13 protein-coding genes are annotated in these 14,522 nt (G+C 59.6%); 6 read left to right on the forward strand and 7 right to left on the reverse strand.

Annotated elements, in window-relative coordinates; genetic code table 11:
- Positions 1 to 3: 3 nt before the first annotated feature.
- Entirely contained in the window at positions 4 to 2,106 is a 2,103-nt protein-coding gene (locus tag GGE33_RS11100; RefSeq protein ID WP_183823126.1) for a pseudouridine synthase, read from the reverse strand.
- A 147-nt stretch (positions 2,107 to 2,253) separates the two neighbouring features.
- Here GGE33_RS11100 and GGE33_RS11105 point away from each other — a divergent pair, with 147 nt between their 5' ends.
- Entirely contained in the window at positions 2,254 to 2,709 is a 456-nt protein-coding gene (locus tag GGE33_RS11105) for a nucleoside deaminase (protein ID WP_183823128.1), read from the forward strand.
- 46 nt (positions 2,710 to 2,755) lie between these two features.
- On the opposite strand, the gene GGE33_RS11110 is transcribed toward GGE33_RS11105, so the two are convergent.
- Entirely contained in the window at positions 2,756 to 3,394 is a 639-nt protein-coding gene (locus GGE33_RS11110; protein WP_148142913.1) for a hypothetical protein, read from the reverse strand.
- A gap of 135 nt (positions 3,395 to 3,529) precedes the next feature.
- Positions 3,530 to 6,439, reverse strand: a complete 2,910-nt coding sequence (gene ileS, locus GGE33_RS11115) for an isoleucine--tRNA ligase (RefSeq protein ID WP_183823130.1) — start codon at positions 6,437 to 6,439, stop codon at positions 3,530 to 3,532.
- Between the two features lie 318 nt (positions 6,440 to 6,757).
- On the opposite strand from ileS, the gene GGE33_RS11120 reads away from it, so the two are divergent.
- On the forward strand, positions 6,758 to 7,009 hold the full coding sequence (locus GGE33_RS11120) for a DUF1902 domain-containing protein (protein ID WP_148142915.1): 252 nt from the start codon (positions 6,758 to 6,760) through the stop codon (positions 7,007 to 7,009).
- 211 nt (positions 7,010 to 7,220) lie between these two features.
- On the opposite strand, the gene GGE33_RS11125 is transcribed toward GGE33_RS11120, so the two are convergent.
- The 4 genes from GGE33_RS11125 to chrA all read right to left on the reverse strand — a co-directional run bounded on the left by GGE33_RS11125 (position 7,221) and on the right by chrA (position 10,819).
- Positions 7,221 to 7,460: a BrnA antitoxin family protein gene (locus tag GGE33_RS11125; protein ID WP_183823132.1), complete on the reverse strand. Its 240-nt coding sequence runs from the start codon at positions 7,458 to 7,460 to the stop codon at positions 7,221 to 7,223.
- Between the two features lie 4 nt (positions 7,461 to 7,464).
- The gene (locus GGE33_RS11130; RefSeq protein ID WP_183823134.1) at positions 7,465 to 8,469 is read right to left on the reverse strand and encodes a bifunctional riboflavin kinase/FAD synthetase; all 1,005 of its coding nucleotides are present in this window, start codon (positions 8,467 to 8,469) and stop codon (positions 7,465 to 7,467) included.
- A gap of 55 nt (positions 8,470 to 8,524) precedes the next feature.
- A complete protein-coding gene (locus GGE33_RS11135) occupies positions 8,525 to 9,373 on the reverse strand; it encodes a TIGR01459 family HAD-type hydrolase (RefSeq protein ID WP_183823136.1) in 849 nt (282 codons plus the stop codon).
- 114 nt (positions 9,374 to 9,487) lie between these two features.
- A complete protein-coding gene (chrA, locus tag GGE33_RS11140; RefSeq protein WP_183823138.1) occupies positions 9,488 to 10,819 on the reverse strand; it encodes a chromate efflux transporter in 1,332 nt (443 codons plus the stop codon).
- Positions 10,820 to 11,171: 352 nt separating this feature from the next.
- On the opposite strand from chrA, the gene groES reads away from it, so the two are divergent.
- The 4 genes from groES to GGE33_RS11160 all read left to right on the forward strand — a co-directional run bounded on the left by groES (position 11,172) and on the right by GGE33_RS11160 (position 14,476).
- On the forward strand, positions 11,172 to 11,468 hold the full coding sequence (gene groES / locus GGE33_RS11145; protein WP_092997992.1) for a co-chaperone GroES: 297 nt from the start codon (positions 11,172 to 11,174) through the stop codon (positions 11,466 to 11,468).
- A gap of 56 nt (positions 11,469 to 11,524) precedes the next feature.
- Positions 11,525 to 13,168, forward strand: a complete 1,644-nt coding sequence (gene groL, locus GGE33_RS11150; RefSeq protein ID WP_148142920.1) for a chaperonin GroEL — start codon at positions 11,525 to 11,527, stop codon at positions 13,166 to 13,168.
- Positions 13,169 to 13,655: 487 nt separating this feature from the next.
- Complete coding sequence (locus GGE33_RS11155; RefSeq protein ID WP_183823140.1) at positions 13,656 to 14,015, forward strand: immunity 8 family protein; 360 nt, start codon at positions 13,656 to 13,658, stop codon at positions 14,013 to 14,015.
- A 236-nt stretch (positions 14,016 to 14,251) separates the two neighbouring features.
- A complete protein-coding gene (locus GGE33_RS11160) occupies positions 14,252 to 14,476 on the forward strand; it encodes a hypothetical protein (protein WP_183823142.1) in 225 nt (74 codons plus the stop codon).
- The last annotated feature ends 46 nt before the right edge of the window (positions 14,477 to 14,522 follow it).

Genomic DNA, 14,522 nt, shown 5'->3' on the forward strand with positions numbered 1-14,522 from the left:
AGCTTAGCCCCTCGGTGTCCGCGGCTTGCCGCCCGGGCGTCCACCGCCTGGGCCACCACGCGAACCACCACCTGGCTTACCGCTATTGGGTCTGCCGCCGGAAGGCTTGCCGCCAAAGGATTTTCCGCCACCCGGCTTGCCACCGAAACCGGGCTTGCCACCCGAGGGCTTGCCGCCGAAGCCAGGCTTTGCGCCAGAAGGCTTGCCACCGAAGGGCTTGTCACCTCTTGCGGGGCGATCACCGAAGGAGCGCTCGCCTCTATCGTCACGCGGCGGGCGATCCGAGAAGGAACGTGCGGGGCGATCAGCAGAGGGGCGATCACCGAACGAACGTTCTCCCCTCGGCTTGTCGCCGTAGGGACGATCGCCACGGGGCTTGTCACCAAAGCTGCGTTCGCCGCGCGGACGCTCGGAGCGCCCCTCGCTGGAGAAGGATTTGCCGCGGGCCGGACGGTCTCCGTCTTCGCGGGGCTTGCGGTCGCCGTAAGGCCTGTCGCCACGGGGGCGATCACCAAACGAGCGCTCGCCTCTCGGCTTGTCGCCGAACGAACGTTCACCGCGTGGCTTGTCGCCGAAACCACGGTCGCCACGGTCTTCGCGATCACCACGCCTTGCGCCTCGTTCCGGCTGGTCTTCACCGCGGATCCAGTCGCTGTCATCCTTGACGCGATTGATCTTGACGCGGAGATCGTTTTCCGGCGCTGGCTTCTTGAACAGCTGCTCGGCCTGGGCACGGGCTGTTACCTTGCGGCCGCTGTCGTCGGTCGTCGGGCGGGCGCCGGGCGCCATCCAGACATTCGCCGTGCGGCTGGTGCCCATCGGCGGGCGCTTCTTCGGCTTCTCATCACCGAAATCGCGATCCGATGGCTTCGCCCCGAACTTGCCCGAAGGCCTGTCGGAAAACTTGCGATCGTCGCGGCGGGCATCGGGACGCTTGGTGTCGAGGCGGCCAAGGGCGCGCTCGCGGCGGTCGCCGCGGTCACCACCACGATCGTCCGAGCGATCATTCGCCCAGCCGCGTTCGGACTTGGCAGGACGCTCCGTCTTTTCGGCACGCTGCGGCTGCTCTTCTTCCGAACCGCGCTCGTTATAGACCGGGGCTTCGAAATTGGCCTTCGATTCATTGATCAGGCGCGGGCCGAGCTGGTCGCGCAGGGTGCGGCCGCGCACTTCCAGCACTTCGCCTTCCGGCAGATCGCCGAGCTGGAACGGGCCGTAGGAAATGCGGATCAGGCGGTTGACCTCGAGACCGAGCGCGCCGAGCACGTTCTTGATTTCGCGGTTCTTGCCTTCGCGAAGACCCATGGTGATCCAGACATTGTGGCCCTGGGCGCGGTCGAGCGTCGCTTCGATCGAGCCGTAGAGCACGCCGTCTACGGCAATGCCGTCCTTCAGTTTGTCGAGCGCGGCCTGATCGACCTCACCATGGGCGCGCACGCGGTAGCGGCGCAGCCAGCCGGTGGTCGGCAGTTCGAGCGTACGCGACAGACCGCCGTCATTGGTCAGAAGCAGCAGGCCTTCGGTGTTGATGTCGAGGCGGCCGATGGAGAGAACCCGCGGAAGGCCTTCCGGCAGGTTGTCGAACACGGTCGGACGGCCTTCCGGATCGGAATTGGTGGTCACCAGACCGCCTGGCTTGTGGTAGAGCCAAAGGCGGGTGCGCTCGATGCCGCGGATCGGCACGCCGTCCACTTCGATCTTGTCTTCCAGCGTCACGTTGACGACAGGGGTATCGAGCGGCTTGCCGTTCAATGTGACGCGGCCCTCGAGGATCATCCGCTCCACATCGCGACGGGATGCGACACCGACACGGGCGAGAATTTTCGAAATACGCTCGGGCTTGCCGTCGGTCGGCGCGGATGCACCCTCGCCGACGAATTCCTCGCGCTTGGCCGAACGGACCGGCTTTCTCACTGCACCTTCTGCCTTGGCGCGCGGCTTCGCAGCCCCAGCGGGCTTGTCGCTGAATTTGGCTCCCGGCTTGCCTGAGGACTTGAAGCCCGGCTTGCCCCCCGACTTGGAAGCAGTGCTGCCTTCGGCTTTCGGCTTGATTTCGCGAACGAAGGTTTTCGCTTCGCCGCGCTTCGGCTTGTCTTTTGAATTCATATGTTGTTTGCCTGAAGCAGGATGTCGACGGAGTATCCCGGACATACTTGTTCGTGTTGACCAGATGGATGCACACCCAGAAGGCGCGCTTCGCGTTGCATGCTTCCTACCAGTTCATGCGATCCGGGTTAAGAGGAAATCGCTGAAATGCCAAAGAGCGACGGCTTCATGGATGCCGCATTGACAGAAGCCAGAAATGCCGCGGAACGCGGCGAGGTTCCAGTTGGTGCCGTACTCGTCATCGACGGCGAGATTGTCGCCCGCTCAGGCAACCGCACCCGCGCCGAAAACGACATCACCGCCCATGCCGAAATTGCCGTGATCCGCGCAGCTGCAGCCAAGGCCGGAAGCGAGCGGCTTGGCGGAGCGGATCTCTATGTGACGCTGGAGCCATGTACCATGTGCGCCGGCGCCATATCCTTCGCCCGTATCCGCCGGCTTTATTACGGCGCCAACGATCCGAAGGGTGGCGCTGTGGAAAACGGCGTGCGGTTTTTCTCGCAACCCACCTGCCACCATGCGCCCGAAGTCTATTCCGGCATTGCCGAAGTGCCGGCGGCAGACCTGCTCATCGACTTTTTCCGGTCCCGACGGGACAAATAAGACTTACAAAAAAGGCCCGGCTTGGCCGAGCCTCGTTCGCTCAATCTTACTGGAAGGGCTTCCACCAGGCAGAGCCCTTTGTGGAGGCGGCCTCGGCTTCCTTCTTGCGGCGAGCTTCCTTTTTGGTCTCCGGCTCACCCAGATCCTGCAGGGTCTGCGCATCGGCAGTTCGGAATTCCGTCGGCGGATCGGAGAGCGAACGGCGGCCTCCGCTGATGCCCGGATCGTTTGCGTTGGCTTTCGCCTGACGGAAGGCTTCCCACTTCTGCGATTCCGTCAACTGCCCGGCCTGGCCCTTGCCGGCCAGAAGCGGTGAACGGTAGTTCGGGTTGCTCTGGTTGTCGGTCGCTTCCTGACGAAGGCGCTCACGTGCCTCTTCCGGCGATTCGACCCAGTTCGGGTTGTTTTCGCGGTTGGCAAGCGATTGCTGCGGCGGTGGCAACGCCCCGCCTTCCTGATGGCTGGCGACGACCAGCGCAGGACGTGGGTTGTAGCGGATCTTCGCCTTTTCCTTGGCGCGATCGCCACCGATATCGATGGCCGAAGTCACGTCATCGCCCAATTGTTCCATGGCAGTCTTGTCTGTGCCGTAGGTCGGGCTTCCCATGCAGCCGGAAAGCGTCACGGTCGCAACCAGAATACCGGCCGCACCAAGGGCCATACGCAAGGTTTTCGTCGTTTCCATCAAACCCCTACCACGGACGCCCGCCTCGACGCCTCATAGACTATTGCCATCGACCTGACGGATAAATCCGGCCAATTTCAGGCAGGAATACCGGATGACGCGCTTAAGCGCAATCATCCGGCACGGTTCATGACATTACAACTTGCCAAGCTTGGCAAGTTCGGTCAGCGCCGCAGCATCGCGAGCCGAGACATCCGGCCATGCCGGATCGGAGCCGACATCGGTTGTCACACGCCACGAACGGGCGCATTTGGTGCCCTCGGCCAGCTTCGGATCGACCGACACGCCCGCGACTTCCGGCAGACGGAAAGCCGTTTCCGGACCTTCACCTGCCGTGATCGTGATGGCAGAGGTGATGCAGGTTTCCTCGAATTCGAGACCTTCCAGCGCCTTCAACAATTCGGCATCGGCAACATAGACGACGGGCGCCGCTTCCAGCGACGAACCGATGCGCTTGTCCTTGCGCTCGATCTCGAGTGCGCCGGTGACCACGGAGCGAACCTTGCGGATCTTCGCCCACTTTTCGGCAACCGCGTCGTTCTTCCATTCGGCCGGCACCTGCGGGAACTGCTCGAGATGCACCGAGACCGCATCCGGTTTCAGCGACAACCAAGCCTCTTCGGTGGTGAAAGGCAGCATCGGGGCAAGCCAGGTGACGGTGGCCTCAAAGATTTCGCGGATGACGGCGAGCGAAGCGCGGCGGCGCGGCGAAGACGGGGCATCGCAATAGAGCGCGTCCTTGCGGATGTCGAAATAGAAAGCCGAGAGTTCGATATTGGCAAAATCGATCAGCGCACGGGTGATCTTCTTGAATTCGAACGCATCATAGCCTTCGCGTACGAGCTTATCGAGCTCATACAGGCGATGCAGCATCAGCTTTTCGAGTTCCGGCAGTTCGGCGTAGGCGATTTCCTCACCTTCGTCATGGGCCAGCGTGCCGAGCATCCAGCGAATGGTGTTGCGCAGCTTGCGATAGGCATCGACATTCGTCTGGATGATCGTCTTGCCGAGGCGCTGGTCTTCCCAATAGTCGGTGGTCATGACCCATAGGCGAAGGATGTCGGCACCGGCATCCTTCATCACGTCCTGCGGGGACACGACGTTGCCGAGCGACTTCGACATTTTCTGGCCCTTTTCATCCATGGTGAAACCATGGGTGACGACCGTGTCATAAGGCGCGCGGCCGCGGGTGGCAGCCGATTCCAGAAGCGAGGAGTGGAACCAGCCGCGATGCTGGTCGGAGCCTTCGAGATAGACATCGGCCGGCCATTTCAGGTCCGGGCGGTCTTCGAGCGTGAACGTATGCGTCGAGCCACTATCGAACCAGACATCGAGGATATCCATGACCTGCGTCCACTTTCCGTGGTCGTGGCCATTGCCCAGGAACCGTTCCTTGGCGCCTTCGGCGAACCAGGCATCGGCACCTTCGGTATCGAAGGCTTCGAGAATGCGCTTGTTGACCTCTTCGTCCTGCAGGACATTGCCTTCTTCATCGGCAAACACGCAGATCGGAACGCCCCAGGCGCGCTGACGCGACAGAACCCAGTCCGGGCGCTGCTCGATCATGGCACGCAGACGGTTCTGGCCGCCGGCGGGCACGAAACGGGTGTCATCGATCGCAGACAGGGCACGGGTGCGCAGCGTTGTGCCGTCCTTCAGGTCCTTGTCCATATAGACGAACCATTGCGGCGTGTTGCGGAAGATGATCGGCTTCTTGGAGCGCCACGAATGCGGATAGGAGTGCTTCAGGCGGCCACGGGCAAACAGTGCGTTACGTTCGATCAGCGCCTTGATGACGCGGTCGTTGGCATCACCCTTCTTGCCGTTGTCATCCATGACGCGAGCGCCCTCGAAACCGGGGGCGTCGGCGGTGTAGGTGCCGCTGTCGTCGACCGGGAATGGGATGCGGGTATCGATGCCCTTGGCTTCCAGTTCCTTGACCGACGACATCCATGCCTCGAAGTCTTCACGGCCATGGGAAGGAGCGGTGTGGACGAAACCGGTACCAGCATCATCGGTGACGTGATCGCCGGCGAGAAGCGGAACGGCGAATTCGTAACCGCCGCCGAGGCCCGCGAGCGGGTGCGCAAGCGTCAGGGCTGCCATTTCGTCTGCCGAGACGCCACGCAGCTTCTTGAAGGTGAGCTTTGCCTTGGCAGCCGATTCTTCGGCCAGCGCATCGGCAAAGATCAGCTTTTCACCCGGCTGCGGACCGAAGTCGTTGACAGCTTCGGTGACCTCGTAAAGGCCGTAAGCGACCTTCGGCGAATAGGCGACGGCGCGGTTGCCGGGGATGGTCCACGGGGTGGTGGTCCAGATGACGACGTGAGCGTCGGAGAGTTCGGCAGCGCCGACGACCGGGAACTTCACCCAGATCGTGTCACTCTCGTAATCGTGGTATTCGACCTCGGCTTCCGCCAGCGCCGTGCGCTCGACGACCGACCACATGATCGGCTTGGAGCCGCGATAAAGCTGGCCGCTCATGGCGATTTTCAGCAGTTCGCCGGCGATGCGGCTTTCGGCGTGAAAGTTCATCGTTAGATACGGGTTGTCGAAATCGCCGACGATGCCGAGGCGCTTGAACTCGTCGCCCTGGATCTTGATCCATTTTTCGGCATAGGCGCGGCATTCCTTGCGGAATTCGATCATCGCGTCCGGCTGCTTCAGGTCCGGCTTGGCCTTGCCCTTGGCGCGGTAGTTTTCTTCCTCGATCTTCCACTCGATCGGCAGGCCGTGGCAATCCCAGCCCGGAACGTAATTCGAGTCATAACCGCGCATCTGGAACGAGCGGGTGATGACGTCCTTCAGGATCTTGTTCAGCGCATGGCCGATATGGATGTTGCCGTTGGCGTAGGGAGGCCCATCGTGCAGCACGAACTTTTCGCGGCCGACGGCGGAGGTGCGCAGTTGTCTGTAGAGGTCCATCTGCTGCCAGCGGGCAACGGTTTCCGGCTCCTTCTGCGGCAGGCCGGCGCGCATCGGGAATTCCGTCTCGGGCAGATAAAGGGTCTTCGAGTAATCGAGCTTTTCAGCAGTATCGGTCATATCAGGCAATCGTCTCTTGGCGCCACGTTTCGGCGCGATGCGGATGAGAATTCGGTGGCGGAGGCACTGTTCAAACGCCAAAATCCCGGACCTTCCCGCAGCTTGATCAAGCAGCGCGGAAAGCCGGGCCGATAATTCGTATGATCATCCTAGCGATGATCTGGGCCGACCGGAAAACTGTCATGGACGCGGTTATTAAGGCGTTTTGGGGCGGAAAGGAAGGGGGAAATCGGATTGGCGAGACGACATGATTGCCTGACTGCCGCGAGGTCGTATATTCTTGCCGCGACTGTACCAGAACAGGTTTGGGCCGTTGTTATGAAAAGAACGTTTTTCGTAAAAGCCGTTTGGGATGAAGAGGCCAAGGTCTTTTATTCCGAGAGCGATATCGACGGCCTCCATATCGAAGCTCCGACCGTAAATGCTTTCGAGGACGTGCTCTTTGACGCAGCCATCGATCTGATCGTCGCCAACCATATGTCAGCAGCAGACCTTGCTGACACACCGATCAGAGATCTCATCCCAGCAATTCTCTGGGAGAGACCTGCCAGCATTCCGGCTGCGGCCTGATGGTCGATGGTTTTTACAAAACCGTCCGCACGATCATTTCGGAACTCGGTTATGAATATCTGACCAACGCGAAGGGTTCGCATGAAAAATGGCGCTCGCGAGACACCGGAAAGATCATATTGCTTCCGCATAATCTTTTGAGTCGACACACCGACAACGCTATCCTGAAAGATGCGGGCTCGGAAAAGCGCCTTTAAAAAACGACTGCTCTTCAATCTCTCGGATTTGCCGCCATCACACCGCGCAGTGCATCGTTGATGCGGTCCTGCCAGCCGGGGCCGTCTTCCTGAAAATATTCGATAACCGCGCTGTCGAGCTTGATCGACACAAGTTCCTTAACTTCCGGCAGGGCGCGCTTTTCGACAGGTGCTGCGGCGGCTTTCTTTGCCGGCTTGAACAGGGCTTCGGCGGCATCCATAGGATTGGTGGGCCGGCGCGGGGTGCTTGCCATGATCTTATCCTTCGTTTTCTGCGTTGAAGGCGAATGCGATCTTCGCATCCAGTTCACTAATCGGCTGAACGCCGGAAAGCAGCGCCCTCGCCTCTTCCTCGTCGCGCTTGATCTGCGCCACCAGCGGGTCCAGCCCGTCGAATTTCAGCTCGTCGCGCAGATGGCCGAAGAAAGAGACGGCGCAGATTTCGCAATAGAGCGAACCGGAAAAATCGAAGAGATAGGTTTCGAGCAACGGAGCGCCATTATCGGTCACCGTCGGGCGGCGGCCGTAGCTTGCGACGCCGTCATAAAGCGTGCCGTCTGCGCGGCGGAAACGGACGGCATAGATGCCGGGCTTCAATTCCGCCTCGGGCGCCAGCCGCATATTGGCGGTAGGAAAACCGAGCTGGCGGCCGAGCTTTTCCCCGTCGATCACTTCGGCTTCCACCGTATAGCGATAACCGAGCAGGCCGGCTGCCTGAGCGACATCCCCCTCGCCCAGCAATTCGCGGATACGGCTTGATGAAATCACCTCGGCGTTTTCATCGCGGAAGGCATCGACCAGCGAGACGGAAAAACCGTGGCGCTCACCGGCGGCCATCAGGAAGGCCGGCCCACCCTCGCGGCCCTTGCCGAAATGGAAATCGAAGCCGGTGACGACTGCACTCGCGCCCAGCCAGTCGACCAAAATAGACCGGATGAACTCTTCGGCGGAGCGGCCGGCAAAATCGCGATCGAATGGATATTCGATCACCGAATGGAACCCCATCGCCTCCAGGAGCCGCGCCTTCACCGGCGCCGGCGTGATGCGGAAAACCGGCTGGTCCGGCTTGAAGACGGTACGCGGATGCGGCTCGAAGGTCAGGACCAGAGCCGGTACACCGCGTTCTTCCGCCAGCTTCAGCGCACGTTTGAGCACGCTGCGATGACCGCGATGCACGCCGTCGAAGTTGCCGATCGCGACCACTCCGCCCTTCAGAGCCTCGGGCAGCGGATCCTTCTTTTCGTTGCGGTGAAATACGGTCATGGGACAGGTCCGGATCAGGCTATTCGATATTGCGTGACTGGCCAGGCCAGATCAATCAAGCAAGTCTGGGCATCCAGAATTTCGGCGCGGCGTTTTCGCTCTTCAACCATGCCTGCAGGATGGCCTCGTCCGTCTCGCCGTTGACAGTGTATTCCGCCACATGGATACCAGCGCTGATATAAAGCAGGTCGAGGCCTTGCGAAAGCGCGCCGCGCACATCGGTCGGCATGCCGTCGCCAACAGCGAGCACCTTCGACTTGTCGAAGTCGCCGCGCACTTCGCGGGCGGCCGCAAGCGAGGCCTCGTAGATCGGGAAATGCGGCTTGCCGGCGATGCGGGTCTTGCCGCCGAGCTGTTCGTAATAGGCGGCAACAGCACCGGCGCATGGAATGATCTTGTGGCCACGCTCGACGACGAGATCCGGGTTGGCGCAGATGAAAGGCACGTCGCGGGCAACCAAGGCCTTCAGCATGTCGGTATAGTCTTCCGGCACTTCCTTCTCGTCATCGAAGAAGCCGGTGCAGACGATCGCTTCCGCCTGGTCGGCGGAAACAACCTCGACGTCGAGACCATCGAAAAGCGGCATGTCGCGTTCGGGGCCGAGCAGAAAAACCTTTTTCGGGCCTTCGGCGATCAGATGGCGGGTCACGTCGCCAGACGTGACGATGCGGTCATAGGTGCCGTCTTCGACGCCGAGCAGTTTCAGCTGCTCGATGACGCCCGGCGCGGGCCGTGGGGAATTGGTGATCAGCACGACGGTTGCACCGGCTTTGCGGGCTTCGGCCAATGCCTGACAGGAATGCGGAAAGGCTGCAACACCGTTATGCACCACGCCCCAGACATCGGACAGAACCACATCGTAGCCGCCAATGACTTCACTCAAGTTCTGGATGCGCTTTGCCATGCCTGTTGATCACCTTCTGCCACGTCTGGCCTCACATATCTGGCGCTGATGTCGCAAAGCGTGGCCTGGATGGCAAGGAGATTTGCGTGCAGTGCGGTATATTTCATGCGGCCGTTACATGAGTGCCGCCAAGCGAACCGCCAGCCCGGCCGCGGCGCAGATACCGAGAACCGGCATCATGCCGAGCTTCATCCGGAACAGCAAAACGGCCGAGAGCACGAACAGAACTGCTGCCACCGGATCGAGGCTTGCCCAGACCGGCAGCGCCAGTTCAAGCCCGAGCGACGGCACGAGTTCGACCTTTCCTACTTCGCGAAACAGAACATGCAGGCCGAACCAGATGGCGAGGTTGAGGATGACGCCGACAATCGCCGCAGTGATCGCCGACAGCGCGCCGGACAGGATGCGATTACCGCGCAGGCGCTCGATATAAGGCGCACCGGCAAAAATGAAGATGAAGCTCGGAACGAAGGTCGCCCAGGCTACCAGCAAAGCGCCGAGAACGCCTCCGACGACCCCGGAAGCCTCGCGAAAACCGGTGAGGAAACCAACGAAGGAAAGAACGAGAACGAGCGGCCCCGGCGTGGTTTCGGCCAGCGCCAACCCATCCAGCATTTCGCCCGGCTTCAGCCAGCCATATTGCTCGACACCGACCTGCGCCACATAGGCCAAAACCGCATAAGCACCGCCGAAGGTGACCAGCGCCATTTTTGAGAAGAAGGAGAAAAGACTTGTCAGGCCATCCGGTGCGGAAAAGGCCCAAAGGATCAGAAGCGGCAATTGCCAGACGATGATCCAGCCGATCAGGCTCATGATCGCCCTGCCCGGTGATGGTGGTGCGTGAAGATCGGTGAGGTCTGTTGGTGCCGTGGTGACACCGGTTCGCCGGGCATTGAGGAAACCGGCAGAGGCAGCAGCGAGAACCACGACCGGAAAGGGTACAGAAAAAATAAACAGCGCCACGAAGGCCGTGGCTGCCACAAGACAGAGAAACCCGCTCTTCAGCGTCTTCTTCGAGAGCCGAATGACCGCCTCGACGACGATGGCAAGAACTGCGGCCTTGAGCCCAAAGAACAGACCGGCCAGCCATGTGGTTTCCTGCCAGAGCGCGTAGGCGGCCGACAGGATGGTGATGACGACGAGGCCGGGCAGAATGAAAAGCAGCCCTGAGATGACGCCGCCGCGGGTGCCATGGGTCAGCCAGCCGATATAGGTGGCGAGCTGTTGCGCCTCCGGTCCCGGCAGCAGCATGCAGTAGTTCAGGGCATGCAGGAACCGCTCCTCCGAGAGCCAGCGTTTTTCCTCCACGACTGCACGGTGCATCATGGCTATCTGCGCTGCCGGGCCACCGAAGCTCAAACAGCCGATGCGGGCGAAGACGGAAGTTAGTTCGGCAAGTGTGGGCTGAGCGCTATCCGATTTTGCCACATCGTCAATCGCCGCCATATGCCCTCCCCCAAACCAATATCCTCAAAAGGAATGCGCCTCAGTAAAAATGTCATGTTAAAGCTATATGACAATTTTCATTGGCTGGCTTCATCGGCAGCTGCCATGCTGAGGTCAAACTCTTCTGACAGAAGCCGTCTCGCCAGAGCAGGAGAGTGATGGCCGTTGGCTGTTAATCCTGTTTTGCTTGATGTTGCAGAGCGGCAACGAAAATTTCGAGCCCGTTCTTGACTCGCCCGATCGCCACCCTTATCTCGGGCTCCGTTAGCACTCTCATCCGAGGAGTGCTAAACGAGATCCGCGGGTCTTATTCCTGAGACCTGTCCATGTCATTTGATCGAGGGATTAGACAATGGCAAGCACAACTTTCCGCCCCCTGCACGATCGCGTTGTCGTAAAGCGCGTCGAGTCTGAAGAAAAGACCAAGGGCGGCATCATCATTCCGGACACCGCCAAGGAAAAGCCGGCTGAAGGCGAAATCATCGCAGTCGGCTCCGGCGCACGTGACGACAAGGGCGCACTCGTTGCTCTCGACGTCAAGGTCGGCGACCGCGTTCTGTTCGGCAAGTGGTCCGGCACCGAAGTCAAGCTTAACGGCGAAGACCTTCTGATCATGAAGGAATCCGACATCATGGGCGTTATCGGCTGATTGCCGGCAACGCTTTTTTCGTAATTCGCTGAAACCTCTATTCAGGAGCTCTCAAAATGGCAGCTAAAGAAGTAAAATTCGGCCGCTCTGCGCGCGAAAAGATGCTGCGCGGCGTCGACATCCTCGCTGACGCAGTGCAGGTAACCCTCGGCCCGAAGGGTCGTAACGTTGTTATCGACAAGTCCTTCGGCGCTCCGCGCATCACCAAGGACGGTGTATCGGTCGCCAAGGAAATCGAACTTGAAGACAAGTTCGAAAACATGGGCGCCCAGATGGTCCGCGAAGTTGCTTCGAAGACCAACGACATCGCCGGTGACGGCACCACGACCGCAACCGTTCTTGCCCGCGCGATCGTTCGCGAAGGCGCCAAGGCAGTTGCTGCCGGCATGAACCCGATGGACCTGAAGCGCGGTATCGATCTGGCCGTTCTCGAAGTCGTCAAGGACCTGCAGGCCAAGGCAAAGAAGATCTCCACCTCGGCTGAAGTTGCCCAGGTCGGCACGATCTCCGCAAACGGCGACACGCAGGTCGGTAACGACATTGCTGAAGCCATGCAGAAGGTTGGCAACGAAGGCGTCATCACCGTCGAAGAAGCCAAGACCGCTGAAACCGAACTCGAAGTCGTCGAAGGCATGCAGTTCGACCGCGGCTACCTGTCGCCTTACTTCGTGACCAACCCGGAAAAGATGATCGCGGACCTCGAAGACGCGTACATCCTGCTGCACGAAAAGAAGCTCTCGAACCTCCAGGCCATGCTGCCGGTTCTCGAAGCCGTCGTTCAGACCGGCAAGCCGCTCGTCATCATCGCTGAAGACGTTGAAGGCGAAGCTCTTGCAACGCTCGTCGTCAACAAGCTGCGTGGCGGCCTGAAGATCGCTGCCGTCAAGGCTCCGGGCTTCGGCGATCGCCGCAAGGCCATGCTGGAAGACATCGCCATCCTCACGGGCGGCACCGTCATCTCCGAAGACCTCGGCATCAAGCTCGAAAACGTCACCCTCGACATGCTCGGCCGTTCCAAGAAGGTTTCGATCTCCAAGGAAAACACGACGATCGTCGACGGCGCCGGCCAGAAGGCTGACATCGAAGGCCGCGTAGCCCAGATCAAGGCGCAGATCGAAGAAACCACTTCGGACTACGACCGCGAAAAGCTGCAGGAACGTCTTGCCAAGCTCGCTGGCGGCGTTGCCGTCATCCGCGTTGGCGGCTCGACCGAAATCGAAGTCAAGGAACGCAAGGACCGCATCGACGACGCTCTGAACGCAACCCGCGCGGCCGTTCAGGAAGGCATCGTACCGGGCGGCGGCGTTGCACTGCTCCGTTCGGCTTCCAAGATCACCGTCAAGGGTGCGAACGACGACCAGGAAGCTGGTGTCAACATCGTTCGCCGCGCTCTGCAGTCTCTGGTTCGCCAGATCTCTGAAAACGCTGGTGACGAAGCTTCGATCGTGGTCGGCAAGATCCTCGAAAAGAACGAAGACAACTACGGCTACAACGCCCAGACGTCTGAATATGGCGACATGATCGCCATGGGCATCGTCGACCCGGTCAAGGTCGTTCGTACGGCTCTGCAGAACGCAGCTTCGGTTGCTTCGCTGCTGATCACCACCGAAGCCATGATCGCCGAACTTCCGAAGAAGGAAGCAGCTGGCGGCGGCATGCCTGGCGGCATGGGCGGCATGGGCGGCATGGACATGATGTGAGACCGTTAAGGTTTCATATCTGAGCCATCCGGTTCAGGAATAGAAGGGCGGTCGCAAGGCCGCCCTTTTTTGCGTTGTGAATGGGATAAAAGACGACGGCGACTTTCTGCCCGTTGCTGTCACACGCCCACGAAGGCTATTGGTTGATAGTCGAGAAACTACCCAATATTTCGGAAGGCAGGGCGCTCCAATTTCAATGCATAATGATCCCACTTGCCATTGCCGCGTCTGTGGATTGCGGCAACCGTACCCCCAGTACGGAGAAGACGGAAATTGCCCCACCTACGAAATATGTCCCTGCTGTGGTGTTGAATTCGGTTATGAAGATGAGACGATCCGGAGTGCTCAGGCATTTCGCGAGACATGGATAAAAAGCGGCTTGAAATGGGTCTATGCTCAGGACAGGCCTGAAAACTGGTCGCCGGAGCAGCAGATGGCCTGTATACCGGCCCCATTCAGATGATAGGTATACAACCCATATGGTGCCATGAAAGCTGTGATTAAGTCCTACTCGATGGCAGGGGGAGAGTTCGATAGTTACTGGCCCGATGACCCATCAGACTTTTGTATTGGCATGGATGTAACAGTTGCCATTCAGGGCAAAGAGGGCGGAGATATCTTCAGCTTTGAAGTTTGTTCTCCGAAATGGTTTCAGAAGAACCGTGCCCAACACCCTGCCTTTTCAAGGCACATTTTATTTATGAACGAGCACGATGGTTGCGCGATTAAGGCAGCTGTCGGAAAACTTGTCTCCGAGGTGTCAGGCGAAACATGGAATGACATAGCAAATATATTGTCCCGGTTTATGTTTTGGGAATTTGAAGATTACGAAGAATCCTATTCCTAGAATGTTTTGACGCTCCACTTTCAGTGTGACGTACACCTCGCCAGCAGCTTCGAACCAGCAATCCAGTGGCGTGACACTCACCACCATTGTGCGACGCAGCCATTCCCGAACCCAACGCACACAGCCCTGCTCCCCAACCACCTGCTGTCACATATCAGCGTTGCAGAATGAGATATATGCATCTGCCCAAAATGGGAGCATAAGGCACATAGCTTATGCAAATGAGAGCCTTTGTCATGGATTGGGTCCCTGTCGTCTTCGTCATCTTCAAAGCTGTCGCTTTGGGCTTGGCCATGTTCTTCGCCATCAAGTGGCATTATGATCAGGGTGAAAAGGGTGAGACGCTGGCGTTGGTACGCACGGGCGGCAAGGTAGCGGCAGTTTTTGCGCTGGCGGTGTTGGCCTTGGCAGTCTTCGCATTTTTCCTCAGCAGTCAGCTCGGTCTGGACTTGAGCCTGTGATGGCCAGGCATTCGGTGGCCCCTCCCGGGCACCGAATGTGCGTTTT

The organism is Aliirhizobium cellulosilyticum, assembly GCF_014198105.1.
GTDB lineage: Bacteria > Pseudomonadota > Alphaproteobacteria > Rhizobiales > Rhizobiaceae > Neorhizobium > Neorhizobium cellulosilyticum.